Source organism: Erysipelothrix urinaevulpis (assembly GCF_009828835.1).
GTDB classification, from domain to species: Bacteria; Bacillota_I; Bacilli_A; order Erysipelotrichales; family Erysipelotrichaceae; genus Erysipelothrix; species Erysipelothrix urinaevulpis.
The window spans coordinates 91,527-110,508 of record NZ_WTTB01000006.1 but is presented as its reverse complement, the minus strand read 5'-3'; the positions used below and the strand labels follow the sequence as shown (position 1 = coordinate 110,508).

The following is an 18,982-nucleotide window of genomic DNA, read 5'->3' as shown; positions in this document are numbered from 1 at the left end:
GCCATACCGTATAGATATGACGTTTAACATTAGCTTACTCTCCGTAGTATGCTTTTTTGAAGATTGTTCTCATATCTTCTACCATCGGTAAACGAGGATTACATGGTGAACATTGGTCTTCATACGCTAAGTATGCTAATTCTTTTTCATGTTTTAAGAATTCTTTTTCATCAACACCTTGTGCTTTGAAACTCATTTCAATACCACAACGAACTGCTAAGTCATGACATGCTTGAGCATAACTCTCAACACCTTCTTCAACTGTATTTGCAGGTAATCCTAAGATTCTTGCCAATTCAGCATAACGTTCATGAGCACGGTATACATTGTATTTTGGCCATAGAGAAGGTTTCTCTGGATGTGTCCCGTTGTAACGAATTACATATGGCATCAAGATGGCATTGATACGACCATGAGGAACATGGAATCGTCCACCAAATTTATGAGCCATTGAGTGATTCATTCCTAGGAATGCATTACCAAATGCCATCCCAGCCATCGTTGAAGCATTATGCATTTTTTCACGGGCTTCAAGTTCATTGCTTCCATCATGGACACATAATTCTAGGTTTTGGAACACTAATTTAATGGCTTGAATACATAAACCATCAGTATAGTCATTTGCAAAGTTTGAAACATACGCTTCTGTCGCATGAGTTAAGACATCCATCCCTGTATCAGCAGTCACTGATGATGGTAGATTCGTTGTAAAGATTGGGTCGACAATCGCAACATTAGGTACCATAGAATAATCAGCTAATGGGTATTTTTTATTTGCTTTTTTATCTGTAATAACCGCAAATGGTGTTACTTCACTCCCTGTACCGGAAGTCGTTGGAATACAAACCATTTGTGCTTTCGATCCAAGCTCAGGATATTTAAAGGCACGTTTACGAATATCAATGAATTTTTGTTTTAAATCATTGAAGTCTGTATCTGGATGTTCGTAGAAGATCCACATTCCTTTTGCAGCATCCATTGGTGAACCACCACCTAGAGCAATAATTGTATCTGGTTGGAAAGCTCTCATCATTTCAACACCACGTTCAACTGTTTCAATTGATGGATCTGGCTCAACATCAGCAAAGACTTGGATGTCAACACGATTTGATCTTGCATTCAATTGTTCAACAATCAAGGAGTAGAATCCTAAATCAACCATTGCTTTATCGGTAACAACAAATACTTTTTGAACATCTTTCATTTCTGATAGATAGCGAATAGAATTACGTTCGAAGTAAATTCTTTGAGGAACTTTAAACCATTGCATATTATTGTTTCGTCTCCCTACTTTTTTGATATTTAATAAGTGAACTGCACCAACGTTGTCACCAACAGAGTTATGACCATATGACCCACAACCCAATGTCAATGAAGGAATGAAGTCATTATAAACATTACCAATTCCCCCAAATGTTGATGGTGAATTCCAAATAATACGGATTGCTGGGATTGCTTCACCAAATCGCTCTGAGATTTCTTTTGATTTTGTATGAATTGCTGCAGAGTGACCTAACCCATTAAACTCAACCATTTGACGTGCTAATTCAATACCATTATCAGTACTCTTTGATTTTAAGAACGCTAAGACAGGAGAAAGTTTTTCACGTGTTAAGACTTCTTTAGGACCAACTTCTGCACATTCAGCTGCTAAGATAACAGTATTACTTGGTACTTTAATGCCTGCTTGTTCTGCAATCCACGTTGCATCTTTACCGACAATGTTCGGATTTAAGACAGCGTCAGCATAATTTTTATCAGTTGAAGCTACACCAAACATGAATTTTTCAAGTTTAGCTTTTTCATCTTTATTAATGAAATGGACACCGTAGTTCTTGAAACGATCAACAACTTCTTTATAGATTTCTTTATCAACAATACATGCTTGCTCAGAAGCACAAATCATTCCATTATCAAATCCTTTTGATAATGCGATATCATTAACTGCTTGAGCAACGTCTGCTGTTTTTTCAATATAGGCTGGAACATTCCCTGCTCCAACACCAAGTGCAGGTTTACCGCATGAATAAGCAGCTCTAACCATGGCGTTACCACCTGTTGCTAGAATGGTTGCAACATCCTCATGATTCATTAATTCATCTGTTTTTTCTTTCGATCCTTTTTCAATCCATTGGATACAGTCTTTAGGTGCACCAGCAGCTACAGCGGCATCACGAATGACCTTGGCTGCTTCTACACTACATCTTTGAGCAGATGGATGGAATGAGAAAATAATTGGATTACGTGTTTTCAAAGCAATTAACGCTTTAAACATTGCTGTCGATGTCGGGTTTGTTACAGGAGTCATTGCACAAATTACCCCAACAGGATCTGCAATCTCAGTCACACCAGTCACATCATCATCACTAATGATCCCCACAGTTTTTAAATTTCTCATATGATTAATAACATGCTCACAAGCAAACATATTTTTTGTTGCTTTATCTTCAAATACGCCACGGCCAGTTTCTTCAATTGCAACTTGTGCTAAGTAACCGTGTTGATCAACACCCGCAACACTCGCTTTCGCTACAATGAAGTCTACTTCTTCCTGATTTAAACTAAGAAACTCTGTATAGGCTTGTCTAGCTTTCGCAACCTTTTCATTCACTTCGTTGTCTACTTTAACTTCAACTTTTTTTGTCATACAACTTCCTCCTTGTTAATATCTTCACATATATCCTACAAAGTATTGACTGGTTAAACAAACGTTTATCCGTAAAAATTAAGTTTATTTGGCATCTAGTTCATCAACGACACAAAGTAAGCACTTTCATTGTGAAATCTTTAACATATTGTATAAGGTTACGATTTTCCGTCGAATTTGCTTCGACATTTTGGACAAGTAATAGTAACTTTTCCTTTTCCTCTTGGAACGCGGACACGCTGCTTACAAGTCTTGCATCTGAAATATTTAAACTTTAAACGATCAGTTGTATTGGTTTTCATTCGCTGACGCCATAAAGCATAGATTCTATTTTCATTGTATCGTTTTGGGAAATTTTTTGAGATTAAACGCAAGATAACTATGAGTGAAATTACAAATGGAATCCAAGAAACAATTTTACTTTTCACAAAAAGATTAAGGATTGATATAAATAATGCTAAAAAAATTAAATCTCTTCCCAATAAATCTGGACCATATCGACCTTCAAAAAACTTTCTAATTTTATTGTTCATGGAAGGTCATCTCGTATCCATGATGAGAGAATTCACCAATTGGCAATTCCATCATCCCTATTTTATTAACAAAATCATGATCACTATCATATTCATCAGCAATTCCTAACCAAGGTTCAATACATACAAAGGGTGCAATTGTCTTATCCTTATAATATGGACTCCACAACCCAACAAATGGGAAACCAGCAAAATTGACTTTGACATAATCACTTCCGTCAGTTGAACTTAAAATAACAGAACTTAAATCTTGGTATATAACTGCATTATTAGCAAAAAACTCTGGAACAACTCGATCGTTTTCTAATTGAATTTTTTCTGCATCAAACACATGACCTTCTTTTAAGCCTATGGAATATGACCGTGTTTCATTTGGATAGCTGAATTCATAATCTTTTTTCTCATCAATTAAAAAGCTTGGATGGGCTCCAATTGAGTAATGCATTGTTTTATCATCAAGATTGTAGATAGACCAAACGACTTTAACTGACGACTTAATTAATTGATATGTGATCAACACCATATGCTTATAAGGATAAACACGAAGCATTGCTTCATCTGATATATAGGCAAACTTAATTAAGTCAGCACGTTCTTCAATCACACCAAACTGCTGGTCTCTTAAAAAACCATGTTGTGAAAGTTCATAACGCTCACCATCAATTTCATAGAACCCTTCTTTTACTTTACCAACAATTGGAAAGAGCACTGGTGATACACGGTTCCAATGTGATTCATCACCTGACCACATTCTCTCTCGTTGATCTTTCTTATCATAAACACTTCGAATCTCAGCACCAGTGTTTGAGATTGTTACTTTTAAATAATCATTTTCTAATATATTCATTTAATGCCCTCACATTCTACTTATTAATATCTTATCAAATCCCTTTTTAACAGTAAAGAAATGGTACTTATTAACATCATTCACCATATTTATAAATCAGACTCTTAAACAAAATAAACATTGAGACTAAGTTTATCATTGATTATTTATGATATAATTTATTAATAATTATTAAAGGAGATATCTATGGTTAATTATCAACGTAATGCCTCTAAATATATCAGTGAGAATAAAGGGTTCATGTGCCCAGATTGTTCTAGAAATGTCGTAGCAGGATATGATTATTGTCCTAACTGTGGTGCGATGCCTGAATATGACCAACCCGGCACATCCAATGATAACGACATTCTATTTATACTGTTTTGGTTTGTATTTTTCTTTCTCGCACCATTTGTCCACTGGCTTGCTAAATTCAGACACGACTTCTTTTCGATGCTTGTTTTTTTACCAGCCATTATTATGCTTGTAAGTAGTACTCGCGGTCTTTTCCTAATTATAAAGAAAATAAAGCTCAATTTCGAAAAAAAATCAAAAGGATTTCAAGTCGAGAAAATAAAACTTCTAAAAATAATAACACGGATTTGGGTTTTCTATTTTTCATTAAAAACAATCCTAATCATCACTCATAGAATTTAAGAATTTTTTCAATTTAGAATCAAAAAAAACAACTTTTACAAGTTGTTTTGTTTTATATTGAACTGGTGACCCGTGTAGGAATTGAACCTACGACCCACTGATTAAAAGTCAGTTGCTCTACCGACTGAGCTAACGGGTCACGTAAATTTTTGGTGGAGCTTACCGGTCTCGAACCGGTGACCTCTTCACTGCCAGCGAAGCGCTCTGCCAACTGAGCTAAAGCCCCAACGAAGTTCATTATACATGTTTTTTCAAAAAATGGTAGTCTTTTTTAAAATATATTAAAAATAATTTCAAAAGTCAGTTTTCATAGGTTAGCAAGAAAAATACTTTCTTCTAAATGTAAGCGTTTTGATAATAATTTATTATCAATAAATTGGCTTTGACTTTGCTTTCTTACTTTACTAATTTTTTGTGAAAATACTGATCAAAATCACATGACAAGCCACCTTATATACCCTATAATGACAGTGGTTAGGGAGTGATTGAATGATTCGATTTGAACAGGTGACTAAATCTTTTGTTAATCATCAACAAAAATTTACAGCTGTTAATGAATTAACCATGGAAATAGAAGATGGAGAAATATTTGGGATTTTGGGTGAAAGCGGTGCTGGGAAATCTACCGTTTTAAGACTTATTAATCAATTGGAAACACAAGATGATGGCTTGGTTCTAATTGATGATATTGATATTGCAACATTAAGTCGAAAAGAATTGCAATTAATGAGAGAGAACATTGCAGTTGTTTTCCAAAACTACAACCTACTTAATAATAAGGATGTTTACCATAATATTCTTATTGCCCTTAAAATTCAAGGGATTGATGATACAAACCGTATTGTCCAAGCCCTAGAGTTTGTTGGACTTAATGATAAAATGTATCATTACCCTTCTCAATTAAGCGGTGGTGAAAAACAAAGGGTCGCAATTGCTCGTGCAATTGTAACACGCCCTAAAATATTATTGTGTGATGAACCAAGCTCAGCATTGGATCAAAAAACAACCAGTGAAATGTTACAAATTTTAAAGAACGTTAATAAGGACTTTAATACAACAATTGTTGTCGTTACCCATGAACTTTTGGTTGCGAAGGAAATTTGCAATCGGGTAGCAATTATGGAAAAAGGAAATCTCCATGAAATTGTCCATGTTAAACAATCTTTAAATCAAAATATTAACAGTTCTTATTCACTGTTTGCTAAAGAGGTCCTTGAGTCATGATTCAAATTATACTTGAACATCAAAATGAATTGATTAAAGCTTTGAGTGAAACTGGAATTTTACTGTTATTATCCATTGCTTCAGCCATTTTTATTGGGGGACCCTTTGGAATATTATTAGTAATCAGTAAACCAGGTGGTATCAAAGAAAATCGATTTGTTTATAACACATTGAATATTTTAGTTAACATCGTTCGTTCTTTTCCTTTCTTATTATTTATTATTTTCATGATCCCGGTTACCCGCTTTATAGTTGGAACTTCATTAGGTACACTTGCAGCGTCCATTCCAATGGCTGTTGTTGCGGCATCCTTATACTCACGTTTTGTTGAGCAGGCTTTACTTGAAGTCCCAAAAGAAATTATTGATACTGCACTGTCCCTTGGTGCCTCAACCAAAGAAGTTGTCTTTAACTTCTACCTGGTTGAAGCACGTTCCTCACTTGTTTTAGGGCTAACATCAGCAATTGTCAGTTTTATTTCTTATTCAACTGTAATGGGTGTCGTTGGTGGTGGCGGAATCGGTGATTTCGCAATGGTATACGGCTATCAACGCTGGGAAATGGATATTATGTACACAACAATATTCATCATGATAATCATCGTACAGTTCATTCAATTCTTTGGAAACCATATAGCAAATAAGCTAGATAGGAGATAGTATGATTAAAAAGATTTCGGTAGTTTTATTCACACTTGTATTATTAACTGCATGTTCAGGTGCTAAAAAAGAGGATAAGGTCATTAAAGTGGCTTCACATATGGAACCTATGACCGATGTCGTTAACATCGCTAAAGAAGAACTAGCAAAAGAAGGTTGGGAATTAGAATTAGTCAATGTCAGTGACAATCGCCAACCCAACGTTGCATTAAATGATAAAGAAATTGATGCAAACTTTTTCCAACATATTCCTCACATGGAGGATTTTAATAAAAGTGTTGACGGTACTTTAGTGGGTGTAACTCCAATCTATGATGCCATTGTCGGATTCTATTCAAAGACATACGATAAGATTGAAGATGTTGAAAAAGGCGCTAAAGTTGCAATTCCAAACGATCCTGCAAACGAAGCTCGTGCATTAGCAATTCTTGCCGATCATAAAATAATTACATTGAATGATACAGATATTCGCAAAGTTACTACGGAAGATATTTTAGAAAATCCCTTAGAGCTTGAATTTATCAAAGTTAAATTGTTAACATTGACGCAAGCTTATGAAGATGTTGATTTAGTGTATAACTATCCTACTTATATAGGTAAAATTGGATTAACACCTAAAAAAGATGCTGTGTTAATTGAAAACAGTGACAGTTATTATGCGATTAGTTTAGTCGCTCGTGAAGATAACAAAGACAGTGACAAAATTAAAGCATTGACCAAAGCAATGACAAGTGATGCAGTCAGATCGTTCTTAGTGGAAGATCATGATGCAACATTAGTTCCTTCATTTTAAGTCAAAAAAACCGCAAATGCGGTTTTTTACTTTAATTTGGCAATCGCTTCGTTAAATAGTGGTAAATAATCTTCATGAGCAAGAAACAGTTCATCCAACACTTTTTTTGAAACAGTGCCACTTGGAATAAGTGGGTTAAGTGTAAATGCTTGGAGTGCTGCACCATAATCACCTGTTGTTGCTGCTTCAATGACTAATTCTTCCATCCCCTTCATCAACTGAAGACTTGCTCGTGGACCAGCACTAAATTCACCCCAAGCTAAAGGTTCAGCTCCATGTGCTGTAATAATACTTGATACTTCTACAATTGATTTATCTGATAGATCACTCAAGGCTCCATTGTTTTGTGTACTAACGACCATGATGGTACGTTTATCATTCTCAATTGAATTAATAAGTTCACACGCTGCATCGGAATAATAACGACCGCCTCGTTTTGACAATTCTTCTGGTTTATAATCTAAATCGGGATCTTTGTATAACTCAAATAATCTTTTTTCAGTTTCCATAACGACTTCAGCTCGTGTTTGCTTGCTTGCAAAATCATCAATTTGACCATCAAGCATATCTTGAGTAATGTAATAATATCGATGATAAGAACAGGGTAAAACACCCAAGTTTTTGACTTGCTCGTAATGAAACGGTAATCTTCGAATATTAGCTACTTCTTCTCTATCATTAAAATTGTTACTGTTATATAACTCTTCGATTATTACATCCGTGACATCTTTGCCTTCATTTGTAAATGCACGATGCCAATGGAAATGATTGAGTCCTGCAAACTTTACAAATAAATCTTCACCTTGACCTTTAGTTTCCATAACTGCTTGACAATTTTTTTCAAACAAGATAGGAATATTGCATAATCCAATTGTCTTGTTCCATCCACCCACATTTATTGCTGCTTCTGTAACCATTCCCGCCGGGTTTGTGAAATTAATGAGCCATGCGTTTGGGCATAGTTCTTCCATGTCATGAATAATATCTAAAATAACAGGGATGGTTCTGAATGCCTTAAATATCCCTCCGGCACCGTTTGTTTCTTGACCTATCATGCCATGACTTAAAGGAATTCTTTCGTCTTTGGCTCGAGCCTCTAATCCGCCCACTCGAAATTGTGTTGTGACATAATCTGCATCGGCTAAAACATCTCGACGATCTGTACTAAGTGTAACGACCCAATCAAGATTTGCTTTCTTAATCATACGTTTTGCCATCGCTCCCACAATTTCTAATTTTTCTTTCCCTTGTTCAATATCAACAAGACATATTTCTCTAATTTTTAACTCATCACTTCTTAATATAAATCCTTCAATTAATTCCGGAGTATAACTACTTCCTCCTCCGATCGTTACGATCTTAATTCCATGTTTCATAAAACCCTACTTTCTAAGGCTTATCGAATCATTTTAGATGCAACAATTGAGAGTTCTTCTACTAAAAACAAGATAGGAACATATGAGGTATTATTATCACTGGGTCTGAAATATGTTGGTAAACATACATCAGATATTCTTCCTAAAGTCGTATCTTCAGAAGCTGTAATTGCAAGTACTTTACAGCCTAACCTTTGAAGATTGGTTGCTTTAGTTAATGACCCTTGTGTTTCGCCTGTTCTTGATAATAATATTATCCAAGTATTTTCATTAAATGTTTTTTGATTAAATTCTGTATTAATTCTATGAAAATCAAGTGAATCTTCAATAACCATAGCATATCGAACAAGGGATGAAAATCTTGAAGCTGCACTTCGATTGATATGTGCGGAAGATCCAGCCTCAGAAATAAACACTAAATTATCTGCAGAGAGCAAATATTCTGCTGTCTCTTTAAGTCGTTCTTGATACTCAAATTCTTTGACTGTATTAATAAAAGAAATTAAATACGAACTGTTTGAATCAAGAGATGACTGTTGTTTATTTCCACCACTTAAACGATGCTTAAAATCACTAAATCCTTTATAACCTATTTTTTACAAAAACGATCAACTGTAGCAACTGATACATTCGATTGATCAGCCAGTTCTCTAATACTCATTTTTTGGACTTGATCCAAATTAAACTTAACAAAATTAAACACCGACATTTCTGCATACGATAAATCTTGAATGTTTTCGAACATTATGAACCACCACTTTCAACATCATTTTATCATAATGGAAAGCAATAATTTTAGCTTATTCTTGAGGATTCTCCTCATCGTATGCTTTTTGGTCAATTATTTTAAAGAATGGGTAGTATATTGCGGTGGCTACGAGAATATTAACAACTTGTAAAAGGGCTCCTCGCCACCCCGTAATCAGTAGCCCTGAAATAATGGGTGGTGTTGACCATGGTATATTAACCCCACTTGTATAAGGAACTAAACCTGTAAACATTGCGAAATATGTTATGACTACAAGTGTTAAAGGTGCTAAGAAAAACGGAATAATCATCAGTGGATTCAAGACAATTGGAACACCAAAAATAACTGGTTCGTTTATATTAAAAATTGCTGGTGCAAAGGATAAACGTCCTAAAGATTTATATTGCTCAGATTTTGCTTGTGTTGCCATGAGATAGACAAGTCCTAACGTTGACCCTGCCCCTCCGACTTTAACAAAGTTTGTATTGAATTGAACTGTAATGATATTAGGCGGTAATAATCCTGCCATCGTCGCTTCTGCATTTTGGACTGTTAATGTTTGGTAAATCGGTGCCATTGCTCCACCTGCAATGTTGTTTCCATGCAAGCCAAATGACCAAAGTAATTGTTCTACAACTGTCAAAATCATTCGGGCTGGCAATGTATCGCCCAAAGCCATTAGCGGTGTCTGTAAAGCTGTAAAAATAAAATTTTGAATTGTTTGAAATGATGTAAAACTAAACCCTAGTCGAATGACTCCAAAAAATAAAATGACAAACAATCCTGGAATTAATGTTGAAAATGATCGTGAAACGTTCTCAGGAACGGATGGATGCATTTTAATAACCCAGCCTTTTTCAGTAATAATTCGCATAATCTCTACGGTAAAGATTGCAGTGAATATCCCTAAAAATAAACCTTCTGCACTAAATGCACTGGCAGCAAGCATTAATCCTGATTCTCCTGCTTCAAATGGCGTTAAAATTAGAAAAGCAACCAGTGTTCCAATAATGGATGATTCTTCATCCATGTTATGAGATGATGCCAAACTTCGTGCAATTCCTATCATAACAAAGAGTGTCATCACATTCATGGATGCAAAGAATGGTACTAAGAAATACTGTTTCCAACCTTCACCAAGTAATCCAGTCATAAATTCTGGATAACCATTGATTGGTAAGTTTGCAAAAAGCAAGAAAATAGAACCAATGATTAAAAATGACATGACTGCAAAAAATCCATCTTTAACTGCTGAAAGATATCTATTCTGATCAAGCTTTGATGCAATCGGAACTAATTTTTGTTCCAATGAATCTAAAATTTTATTCATAACCTCTCCTCCTGCCACCATAGTATGCTTTCCATGACAGAGTGTAAAGGCTTTCATTACCTGTTGTAACACATTAATTGACTTGTAACCCGTTCCATATTGTAACACCTGTTACAAATAAAAAAACAAGCCGAAGCTTGTTAGAGTAAATGAATTTTATTTTCACAACATTGAATTGTTTCATCATCCCAAAGTGACACTTGGACTTCCCCAATATGTGCTTTTCCTAACAACAGCATACACATACGACTTTGACCAATTCCACCACCAATTGTTAATGGTAAGGTATTATCTAGGACGCGTTGATGAAATTCATAGCGTCTTTTGTCGTTAGCGTCTGCCTTATTTAATTGCTCATCTAAGCTCTTTGCATCCACTCGGATTCCCATGCTTGATAATTCCATGGCCATCCCTAAAGCTTCATGCCAAAAGAGTAAATCACCATTGAGTTTCCAATCATCATAGTCTGGCGCTCTTCCATCGTGTGGTTGCCCACTTCTTAAGGTGTCACCAATTTGATAGATAAATGTTGTCGGGTGTTCTTTTACGTATGCATTTTCACGTTCTTTTGATGTAAGTTCAGGGTACATATCTTCTAATTCTTGACTGCTAATAAAGCTGACATTTGAATCGATGAAGACATCGACTTCTGGATATTTAGTGTGCAAGCGACTTGACGTTTCGACTATTGCGTTCACAATACTTTGAACTGTGTCTTTTAAATATGTTAATGTTCTTTGATCGTTGTCAATGACACGTTCCCAGTCCCATTGATCAACATAAATAGAGTGAATATTGGATAATTCTTCGTCTCGACGAATTGCGTTCATATCCGTATACAGACCATTTCCAATTCGGAAATCATATTGATGCAAAGCCATTCGTTTCCATTTTGCTAAAGAATGAACGACTTCACCTTTTGCTTCTAAAGCTGGAACATGAAAACTGACCGGTCTTTCAACACCGCTCAAATCATCATTCAATCCTGATTCTTGAGCAACAAATAAAGGTGCTGAAACTCTTTTTAACTTCAAACTTCCTGTTAACGCTTCTTCAAACCACTTTTTTATATTACCAATTGCTGTTTGTGTCTCATAGACACCTAACGTTGATTGGTAGTCTTTTGGTATAATTATTTTCGACATAAGCTCCTCATTTCATACCTCATAATCTTATCGTAATGAGTTGAAATTGTAAAGGTTTGTGGCTTTCTTAGTCTTTCCATTTAAGGCTTCTCTCAACTGCTTTGTGCCACTGTTGGATCGTCTCATGACGGACTGTTTCATCCATTGTAGGATTCCATGTTTTGCTCTCTTGAGTTGTTTTCATGATTTCTTCTCTGTTTTTGAAATATGATGTATGAAGGCCGGCGAGATAATAGGCACCTAATGATGTTGATTCAACATTGGCCGGTCTTTCCACTTTAACATTCAGAATGTCTGCTTGAAACTGCATAAGAAAGTTATTATTAGCAGCACCGCCATCAACTTTTAACTGTTGGATGGCAAATTGTGCATCATCTTCCATTGATTTCATGACATCATAACTTTGATAAGCAATGGATTCTAAGGCAGCTCGTATAAAATGGTTTTTATTACTTGAACGAGTGAGCCCAATGAAAAGACCTCGCGCATCCATATCCCAATGAGGAGCGCCAAGACCTGTAAATGCTGGAACACAATAAAGTCCACCGTTATTTTCAACTTTAGTTGCAAAATACTCTGCATCATCAATTGAATCAAGCATTGCCATCTCATTTTTTAGCCAAGCAATAAGTGCACCTGCAATAAACACTGAACCTTCTAAAGCATATTCTACCGTTCCGTCAAGAGCGATTGCGATAGTACTCAACAAACCACGCTCACTTTTAACAAGTTCATCTTTTGTATTCATCAATAAGAAGCAACCTGTTCCATATGTGTTTTTAGCTTGCCCTTTATTGAAACATTGTTGACCAAATAAAGCAGCTTGTTGATCACCGACCATCGCTGTAATTGGAATTTGATATCCTTGAATATTAGCGTATGAAAATAAGCTTGAGCTATCACACACCTCTGGTAACATGGATCGTGGTATTTCTAACTCATTCAGTAATTTTTCATCCCATTCTAATTTTTTAATGTTGTAGATCATTGTGCGTGATGCGTTTGTATAATCCGTTTTGTGTACTTTTTTCTCACTAAAGTTATAAAGCAACCACGTATCAACGGTTCCAAACATTAATTTTCCTTCTGATGCCAATTCTTTAGCACCTTCGACATTGTCTAAAATCCATTTGATTTTAGTCCCTGAGAAATAAGCATCGACCACTAAACCAGTGTTTTCTTTAATATAGGGCTCTAATCCTTTTTCTACAAGTGTCTGGCAATACGACGCCGTTCTTCGACATTGCCAAACAATTGCATTGTAAATTGGTTTTCCTGTTTCTTTATTCCATACAACTGTTGTCTCTCTTTGATTTGTAATTCCAATGGCTTCGATTTCACTTGGATGGATGCCGGTTTTAGCAATCACTTCTGATAAGGCACCGCTTTGACTTGACCATATTTCCATAGGATCTTGTTCAACCCATGCATTTTGTGGGTAGATTGATTGTAAATTTGTTTGAGCAATGCCAATAATTTCTTGTTTCCTATTAAATACAATTGCTCGAGAACTTGTTGTTCCTTGATCTAATGTAATAATATATTCTTTCATTATTAAAACCTCGCTTTTACTTATTATAACAAAAAAGACTAAGTAAACTTAGTCTTAAATACAGCTCTTCAGTGTTTCTCTAATTGTTTTTAATACATTATCTTCTTCATAGCCTAAGGCTTCCATTGCTTCGAAGGGATCGATATAGAAATCTTTTTCCTCTATTCTTGCTACCGTTACCATGTGAATACCATGTTCTTTTCCTTGAAGACTTGCTTCTTGGTCTAAATCTTCATAGGTTTCGATGGCCATCGCTAGTGGGATAACTGGAACTGATGTAAATTTACTTTGACCTAACGCTTCGACGATCATTTCATAGAACACATGATACTTCATGTTAATGCCAGAGATCGCGTAGGTTTTTCGATGAACACCGTTTTCTAAAGCTCCAACCGCTGCTTGGGCTACTTGTTTTGCAGTAACCATTGCCGTTCCACCTGGAAGTGATGGAACCATCTTTTTTCCGCGAATCCGTTCAACATAAGCTTTCCAAATAGATTCTCGACCTGGCATTGTACCAAAAATGTATGGCAACCTCAAACTCATCACATGCATTGTTCCTTCACCTTCAGCAAATGCTAATTCTTCTTGCAATAACCTTGCTTTCGCATACGGTTCATCTTCAAGATATAAATCAGGCATCCGTTCGGAAAACTCTGAATAATATGAACCAAATACCACAAATTTTTCGACGCCTGCTTTACTTGCCAAATGAGCAATTCGTTGAGTTGGCAAAACATTTTCTTGATAATAATACTGAAATGCTGGTGCATTTGGTAACACTCTTTCATCAGAACCAATTGCGTAAATTACCCCACTTACTTCGTTCATTATCTTTAATAATTGTTCGTCTTTTAATGTATTTACATCTGCCAAAATATTTTCGACGTCTTTTCCTTCAAATAATGTCTCGCTTGGTATGGGTGGTAATGAAATAGAAACAACTGAGTACTTTTTCTCTAATAATTCTTCAATTGTGTGGTAACCCAAAAAACCTGTTCCACCAATAACTAGAATTTTTTTCATGATACGACCACCTTTCAAACTTAGTATAGCGAATCGCTTGGATAAGCAAACTAAATGTTTATCAAAGTGCCTTTAAATGTCATGAAAAAGGATTTTTAAGAATTTTCGTTAAAAATTTCTGCTTCCAATTGTCGTGCTTTTGGCGTATCTGCAAGACCACCTTCTGCAGTTTCTTTATATTTTGATGGCATATCCTGCCCAACTTTATGCATAGCTAAAACAACATCGTCGGCTGGTAAAATACTTTCGACACCTGCAAGTGCCATATCTGCAGAAATGATGGCTTGGGATGCACCCAGCGCATTTCTTTTTACACATGGAACTTCAACTAAACCTGCCACAGGATCACAGATAAGACCTAGCATATTCTTGATTGTCATGGCAAAAGCATGAGCTGCCATTTTAGGCGTTCCACCTAATGCATCGACGGCTGCAGCACTCGCCATTGCCGAGGCACTCCCAATCTCTGCTTGACATCCACCCATGGCTCCACTAATTGAGGCATTATTAGCCACAACCAAACCAAAGCCACCTGCAACAAATAAATAGCGTATCTGTTCTTCTTCAGTGAGTTCATACTTTTGAGTTAAAGCACTCAAGACTCCTGGTACAACTCCTGCACTACCTGCAGTTGGTGTTGCACAGATTAATCCCATCGATGCATTCACTTCGTTTGTTCCAACGGCATTTTGAACAGCTGTTAGAATAGTAGGATCACTAATCATTTTTCCTTTTTTAATGTATTCATGAATTTGTTTTGCTGCTCCACCTGTTAATCCAGTTTTTGATTTAACCCCTTGAATACCTCGTTCAATACTTTTATTCATCACATCTAATTGATAGGTCATCTGTTCCCAAATATAGTCTCTTGAATGACCAGAATCTCTTATTTCTTCTTCAATTATTAATTCGGATAAAGAACCACGTTCTTCTGCTTTTTGAACTAATGCCTCAATCGTATCAAACATTGCTATCCTCCCTTAAATCAATATGTGAAACATTTAAAACACAATCCATTGAGTTTAATATTTCAACAGCATTTCCAATCTCATCATGGTCATCAATCTCGATCACCATGTACGCTTCACACCCTCTTGATTCACGTTCAACTCGCATCGTTGCGACATTAAGATTTAAATTGCTCAAGACATTCGCTACTTGAGAAATCATACCCGGTTGATCGATATGCTTAATTAAAATTGTTGGAATCTTCCCATCAATATTGACTTCTTTTCCATCCACGCGAATAATCTCGGCACTACCTCCACCAATAGAAATTCCTGTGACTTCCATTTTTTCTTGATCCCCACGCATCACAATTTTTGCGGTATTAGGGTGTGACACTTTGTCTGCAAGAGGAATAAAATTTATTTTGATCCCTTTTTCTTGAGCAAGTATTAAAGATTCATGTAGTTGATCATCATCAGGGTTCATTCCCATTAATCCACCTGCTAAGGCAACATCGGTACCATGACCACGATATGTTTCAGCAAAGGATTCGTATAAATATACATTGATTTGCTTTGGGTTTTCTGGAAATAGGGACCGTGCCATTTTTCCAATCCGTGCCGCTCCAGCGGTATGTGAACTACTTGGACCAACCATGACGGGTCCAATAATATCAAAGACTGATTTAAACTTTTTTCCTGCCATAATGCCTCCTCTATTTGTATTTAATATTTTCTATCTTTATTATATATGTTTACGGACTTATTCCAAGTTAAATTGGTTCATTTGGTCATCGTGCACCAAATGCTTGAGCAAATCACTTTAAATTATTACGGTTTCGTAATATATTGGTAATAGGAGGTAATACTTATGAAACAATTACGAGGCATTCATCACATTACAGCAATCACCAGTGATGCAAAAAGAATTTATGATTTTTATACCAATGTTTTAGGAATACGATTAGTCAAAAAGAATGTTAATCAAGATGACATTAATACATACCATCTATTTTTTGCGGATGACAAAGGAAGTCCAGGAACAGACATGACGTTCTTTGATTTTAAAAACATTCCTCAACATGTTCAAGGGACCAACGATATCTCTCGTTCAACATTTAGAGTCAAGGATGATGAATCTTTAAATTATTGGTTAAAGCGATTTGACCATTATGATGTTAAACACTCAGATATCAAACACCTCTTCAACAAAAAATTTATATTATTTGAAGATTTTGATCAACAACAATATGCATTGGTGTCGGATGAAAATAACCACGGTGTAGCGCCTGGTGAACCATGGTATAAGGGACCAGTTCCAAATGAATTTGCGATTATTGGTTTAGGACCTGTCTTCTTAACTGTACAGAGTCTATCACTCATGGATACTGCCCTAACATCCTTACTACACATGACCAAAATTTCGCAAGAGGATGATTTCCATCTTTATGAAATGCATACGGGTGGAAATGGTGCTGAAGTCATCGTTGAAGAAAAAACAGATGCACCACAAGCTCAGCAAGGCTATGGCGGTGTTCACCATGTGGCTTTTAGAGTCAATGATTTGGAAGAACTCTATTGGTGGCAAGATCACTTTGACACCAAAAACTTAAGAAATTCGGGTTATGTTGACCGGTTCTACTTTAAGTCACTCTATATTCGACTTTATCCAAATATACTTTTCGAACTTGCAACCGATGGCCCTGGTTTTATTGATGATCAAGAATCGTATGAGATTTTGGGTGAAACACTAACCTTACCCCCACATCTACGTCACCATCAGCAGCATGTGGAAGATACTTTAAAACCATTTGATAGTGTACGGAGCAATAAAGTCTATGAAAAAGAATACTTTAAATAATAACGATTCTTTGAAGTCATTGATTGTTTTGTTTAAGGCTTATCATAGTGTTATGGAAAATGTTAAAGAATCCATTGCTGATGTAGACTTAAGTCTGAATGAATTTACAGCACTCGAGTCAATTTATCATAAAGAAGGTTTAACAACACAGGCTCTCATTGATTCAGTCTTAATTCCCAACAGTTCAATGACTTATGTGATTGCTCAATTAGAAAAAAAAGGCTTGATTCTAAGAAAAAAGGATAAAGCAGACCAACGCGTTATAAACTTATATCTAACGGATAAAGGAAGAGAATTATTTGATGAAATTTACCCTAAGCATTACAATGATATGCGACCAATTTTTGATGTACTAACACAAAATGAAGAAGTTTTGTTACAGACACTTCTAAAAAAAGTTGGGAAAGAAGCAAAAAGGAGACTTGATGATGAAACATCGCTATGAAAAAGGAATAAACGACAAGACAATTATCATGTTACATGGCACAGGTGGAAACGAATCAGACCTCTTAACGTTAGCCATGTTTATTGATCCAAAGGCACACAAAATAGGCATTCGTGGAAATATTGTAGAGAATGGGATGAATCGATATTTTAAACGCTATCCTGATGGGTCTTTTGATTTAGATAGTTTAAATACTGAAAGTGAAGAACTGTATCAAGAAATGAAAAACCTTTTAGCTCAGTATGATCTTCGTGAAGATTCTGTAACAATTCTTGGATACTCTAATGGTTCAAATATTTTCTTAAATATTATGAGATTGTACCAAACCAAGTTTAAGAATGCTTTGTTATTTCATCCTTCTCGTTCTAATACAACCACACCGTTTAAAAACCAAGAAATTAATCTTTTTATAACGTATGGTGACCAAGATCCCTATGTAAACAAAGATGATTTCCAACAATTAGAAAAAGACTTAGGCCAAGAAGGGATTCAATTTACTACTTACTCTCATCAATTTGGTCATTCACTGACTCAAGATGAATTAGAACATGCAAGGATTTTCTATGGGAAATAGAACATTTTATCCCTTGGACTTCAGTCAACTTGATTCTCAAAATCAATACAAACTTTTGAATGCAATGGTTACCCCACGCCCCATCGCATGGCTATCCACACAATCAAAAGATCACATCAATAATCTTGCACCGTTTTCTTTCTTTACGATTGCTTCAAGTCATCTTCCTATACTGCTGATTGCAATCAATCGAAAAAACGGAGAATTGAAAGACAGTGCAAAGAATATTATTGAAACAAAAAAAGCACTCGTACATATTGCACAGGTCGATAACTTGGATGATGTCAATCATTCATCACTGAGTCTTGAATCAGATTTATCTGAATTCGATGTTTTGAATCTTAAAACATTCAACCACAAAAGCGGATTACTTGCCTTAGACACAGTTCCAATTATTATGGAAACAGAATTGTATGAACACATTGAACTCAAAGATAATCAACAGCAGGTACAAAGTGATTTGTTATTATTAAATGTTTTGCATATTGACATTGATACTAAAATTTTCGATGCTCAAAAACACTATATTAACTATGATTCTTTTCATCCTTTAGCTCGTTTAGGGGGTCCTTATTATGCAAATCTAGGATCCATCATCAAAAGAATTCGACCTAAATAATAATCAAGCACAAAAAAACC

The 18,982-nt window shown here is 35.6% G+C and carries 20 protein-coding genes and 2 tRNA genes; 8 read left to right on the top strand and 14 right to left on the bottom strand.

Annotated elements, in window-relative coordinates:
• Positions 1-34: 34 nt before the first annotated feature.
• The 3 genes from adhE to GVV10_RS07730 form a co-directional block, all read right to left on the bottom strand.
• The gene (gene adhE / locus GVV10_RS07740) at positions 35-2,647 is read right to left on the bottom strand and encodes a bifunctional acetaldehyde-CoA/alcohol dehydrogenase (protein WP_159521346.1); all 2,613 of its coding nucleotides are present in this window, start codon (positions 2,645-2,647) and stop codon (positions 35-37) included.
• A 158-nt stretch (positions 2,648-2,805) separates the two neighbouring features.
• On the bottom strand, positions 2,806-3,180 hold the full coding sequence (locus GVV10_RS07735) for a hypothetical protein (RefSeq protein WP_159521344.1): 375 nt from the start codon (positions 3,178-3,180) through the stop codon (positions 2,806-2,808).
• Positions 3,170-4,027, bottom strand: a complete 858-nt coding sequence (locus tag GVV10_RS07730; protein WP_159521342.1) for an aldose 1-epimerase family protein — start codon at positions 4,025-4,027, stop codon at positions 3,170-3,172. Before GVV10_RS07730 ends, GVV10_RS07735 begins: the two co-directional genes overlap by 11 nt.
• 186 nt (positions 4,028-4,213) lie before the next feature.
• On the opposite strand from GVV10_RS07730, the gene GVV10_RS07725 reads away from it, so the two are divergent.
• Positions 4,214-4,663 carry a zinc ribbon domain-containing protein gene (locus GVV10_RS07725; RefSeq protein ID WP_159521340.1) on the top strand — a complete coding sequence of 150 codons (450 nt, stop codon included), beginning with the start codon at positions 4,214-4,216 and terminating at the stop codon, positions 4,661-4,663.
• A gap of 63 nt (positions 4,664-4,726) precedes the next feature.
• Here the strand turns inward: GVV10_RS07725 and GVV10_RS07720 are convergent.
• Positions 4,727-4,802 (bottom strand) — tRNA-Lys (locus GVV10_RS07720).
• 11 nt (positions 4,803-4,813) lie between these two features.
• A tRNA-Ala gene (locus GVV10_RS07715) sits at positions 4,814-4,889 on the bottom strand.
• A 263-nt stretch (positions 4,890-5,152) separates the two neighbouring features.
• Here GVV10_RS07715 and GVV10_RS07710 point away from each other — a divergent pair.
• From GVV10_RS07710 to GVV10_RS07700, 3 genes are read left to right on the top strand one after another with little or no spacing between them, the layout of a single operon-like run.
• A complete protein-coding gene (locus GVV10_RS07710) occupies positions 5,153-5,887 on the top strand; it encodes a methionine ABC transporter ATP-binding protein (RefSeq protein WP_159521338.1) in 735 nt (244 codons plus the stop codon).
• The gene (locus GVV10_RS07705; protein ID WP_159521336.1) at positions 5,884-6,546 is read left to right on the top strand and encodes a methionine ABC transporter permease; all 663 of its coding nucleotides are present in this window, start codon (positions 5,884-5,886) and stop codon (positions 6,544-6,546) included. Before GVV10_RS07710 ends, GVV10_RS07705 begins: the two co-directional genes overlap by 4 nt.
• Before the next feature lies 1 nt (position 6,547).
• Positions 6,548-7,339, top strand: coding sequence for a MetQ/NlpA family ABC transporter substrate-binding protein (locus tag GVV10_RS07700; protein WP_159521334.1), 792 nt, complete (start codon positions 6,548-6,550; stop codon positions 7,337-7,339).
• Between the two features lie 26 nt (positions 7,340-7,365).
• Here the strand turns inward: GVV10_RS07700 and GVV10_RS07695 are convergent, their stop codons facing one another.
• From GVV10_RS07695 to sdaAB, 9 genes are all read right to left on the bottom strand, one after another.
• Entirely contained in the window at positions 7,366-8,715 is a 1,350-nt protein-coding gene (locus GVV10_RS07695; RefSeq protein WP_159521332.1) for a 6-phospho-beta-glucosidase, read from the bottom strand.
• A 20-nt stretch (positions 8,716-8,735) separates the two neighbouring features.
• Positions 8,736-9,131 carry an SIS domain-containing protein gene (locus GVV10_RS07690; protein ID WP_159521330.1) on the bottom strand — a complete coding sequence of 132 codons (396 nt, stop codon included), beginning with the start codon at positions 9,129-9,131 and terminating at the stop codon, positions 8,736-8,738.
• A gap of 173 nt (positions 9,132-9,304) precedes the next feature.
• On the bottom strand, positions 9,305-9,460 hold the full coding sequence (locus GVV10_RS07685) for a hypothetical protein (protein WP_159521328.1): 156 nt from the start codon (positions 9,458-9,460) through the stop codon (positions 9,305-9,307).
• 55 nt (positions 9,461-9,515) lie between these two features.
• Entirely contained in the window at positions 9,516-10,793 is a 1,278-nt protein-coding gene (locus GVV10_RS07680; RefSeq protein WP_159521326.1) for a PTS sugar transporter subunit IIC, read from the bottom strand.
• Between the two features lie 140 nt (positions 10,794-10,933).
• On the bottom strand, positions 10,934-11,938 hold the full coding sequence (asnA, locus tag GVV10_RS07675) for an aspartate--ammonia ligase (protein ID WP_159521324.1): 1,005 nt from the start codon (positions 11,936-11,938) through the stop codon (positions 10,934-10,936).
• 67 nt (positions 11,939-12,005) lie between these two features.
• Complete coding sequence (glpK, locus tag GVV10_RS07670; protein ID WP_159521322.1) at positions 12,006-13,490, bottom strand: glycerol kinase GlpK; 1,485 nt, start codon at positions 13,488-13,490, stop codon at positions 12,006-12,008.
• Between the two features lie 54 nt (positions 13,491-13,544).
• Positions 13,545-14,516, bottom strand: coding sequence for an NAD-dependent epimerase/dehydratase family protein (locus GVV10_RS07665; protein ID WP_159521320.1), 972 nt, complete (start codon positions 14,514-14,516; stop codon positions 13,545-13,547).
• 95 nt (positions 14,517-14,611) lie between these two features.
• Positions 14,612-15,484 (bottom strand): L-serine ammonia-lyase, iron-sulfur-dependent, subunit alpha, encoded by an 873-nt coding sequence (gene sdaAA / locus GVV10_RS07660; protein WP_159521318.1) that lies wholly within the window; start codon positions 15,482-15,484, stop codon positions 14,612-14,614.
• Entirely contained in the window at positions 15,477-16,169 is a 693-nt protein-coding gene (sdaAB, locus tag GVV10_RS07655) for an L-serine ammonia-lyase, iron-sulfur-dependent subunit beta (protein WP_159521315.1), read from the bottom strand. The genes sdaAA and sdaAB overlap by 8 nt, the downstream gene beginning before the upstream one ends.
• Before the next feature lie 165 nt (positions 16,170-16,334).
• Between sdaAB and GVV10_RS07650 the strand changes: the two genes are divergently transcribed.
• The 4 genes from GVV10_RS07650 to GVV10_RS07635 are packed head-to-tail and all read left to right on the top strand — an operon-like array spanning position 16,335 to position 18,962.
• The gene (locus GVV10_RS07650) at positions 16,335-17,324 is read left to right on the top strand and encodes a ring-cleaving dioxygenase (protein ID WP_159521313.1); all 990 of its coding nucleotides are present in this window, start codon (positions 16,335-16,337) and stop codon (positions 17,322-17,324) included.
• Positions 17,302-17,769 carry a MarR family winged helix-turn-helix transcriptional regulator gene (locus tag GVV10_RS07645; protein ID WP_159521311.1) on the top strand — a complete coding sequence of 156 codons (468 nt, stop codon included), beginning with the start codon at positions 17,302-17,304 and terminating at the stop codon, positions 17,767-17,769. Before GVV10_RS07650 ends, GVV10_RS07645 begins: the two co-directional genes overlap by 23 nt.
• Positions 17,750-18,343, top strand: a complete 594-nt coding sequence (locus GVV10_RS07640; RefSeq protein WP_159521309.1) for an alpha/beta hydrolase — start codon at positions 17,750-17,752, stop codon at positions 18,341-18,343. Before GVV10_RS07645 ends, GVV10_RS07640 begins: the two co-directional genes overlap by 20 nt.
• Entirely contained in the window at positions 18,333-18,962 is a 630-nt protein-coding gene (locus tag GVV10_RS07635) for a flavin reductase family protein (protein ID WP_159521307.1), read from the top strand. The genes GVV10_RS07640 and GVV10_RS07635 overlap by 11 nt, the downstream gene beginning before the upstream one ends.
• Positions 18,963-18,982 lie beyond the last annotated feature (20 nt).

Bases quoted from the DNA above. Each gene is read 5' to 3' on its own strand.
- adhE (WP_159521346.1), bottom strand. From the start codon at position 2,647: ATGACAAAAAAAGTTGAAGTTAAAGTAGACAACGAAGTGAATGAAAAG.
- GVV10_RS07735 (WP_159521344.1), bottom strand. From the start codon at position 3,180: ATGAACAATAAAATTAGAAAGTTTTTTGAAGGTCGATATGGTCCAGAT.
- GVV10_RS07730 (WP_159521342.1), bottom strand. From the start codon at position 4,027: ATGAATATATTAGAAAATGATTATTTAAAAGTAACAATCTCAAACACT.
- GVV10_RS07725 (WP_159521340.1), top strand. From the start codon at position 4,214: ATGGTTAATTATCAACGTAATGCCTCTAAATATATCAGTGAGAATAAA.
- GVV10_RS07710 (WP_159521338.1), top strand. From the start codon at position 5,153: ATGATTCGATTTGAACAGGTGACTAAATCTTTTGTTAATCATCAACAA.
- GVV10_RS07705 (WP_159521336.1), top strand. From the start codon at position 5,884: ATGATTCAAATTATACTTGAACATCAAAATGAATTGATTAAAGCTTTG.
- GVV10_RS07700 (WP_159521334.1), top strand. From the start codon at position 6,548: ATGATTAAAAAGATTTCGGTAGTTTTATTCACACTTGTATTATTAACT.
- GVV10_RS07695 (WP_159521332.1), bottom strand. From the start codon at position 8,715: ATGAAACATGGAATTAAGATCGTAACGATCGGAGGAGGAAGTAGTTAT.
- GVV10_RS07685 (WP_159521328.1), bottom strand. From the start codon at position 9,460: ATGTTCGAAAACATTCAAGATTTATCGTATGCAGAAATGTCGGTGTTT.
- GVV10_RS07680 (WP_159521326.1), bottom strand. From the start codon at position 10,793: ATGAATAAAATTTTAGATTCATTGGAACAAAAATTAGTTCCGATTGCA.
- asnA (WP_159521324.1), bottom strand. From the start codon at position 11,938: ATGTCGAAAATAATTATACCAAAAGACTACCAATCAACGTTAGGTGTC.
- glpK (WP_159521322.1), bottom strand. From the start codon at position 13,490: ATGAAAGAATATATTATTACATTAGATCAAGGAACAACAAGTTCTCGA.
- GVV10_RS07665 (WP_159521320.1), bottom strand. From the start codon at position 14,516: ATGAAAAAAATTCTAGTTATTGGTGGAACAGGTTTTTTGGGTTACCAC.
- sdaAA (WP_159521318.1), bottom strand. From the start codon at position 15,484: ATGTTTGATACGATTGAGGCATTAGTTCAAAAAGCAGAAGAACGTGGT.
- sdaAB (WP_159521315.1), bottom strand. From the start codon at position 16,169: ATGGCAGGAAAAAAGTTTAAATCAGTCTTTGATATTATTGGACCCGTC.
- GVV10_RS07650 (WP_159521313.1), top strand. From the start codon at position 16,335: ATGAAACAATTACGAGGCATTCATCACATTACAGCAATCACCAGTGAT.
- GVV10_RS07645 (WP_159521311.1), top strand. From the start codon at position 17,302: ATGAAAAAGAATACTTTAAATAATAACGATTCTTTGAAGTCATTGATT.
- GVV10_RS07640 (WP_159521309.1), top strand. From the start codon at position 17,750: ATGATGAAACATCGCTATGAAAAAGGAATAAACGACAAGACAATTATC.
- GVV10_RS07635 (WP_159521307.1), top strand. From the start codon at position 18,333: ATGGGAAATAGAACATTTTATCCCTTGGACTTCAGTCAACTTGATTCT.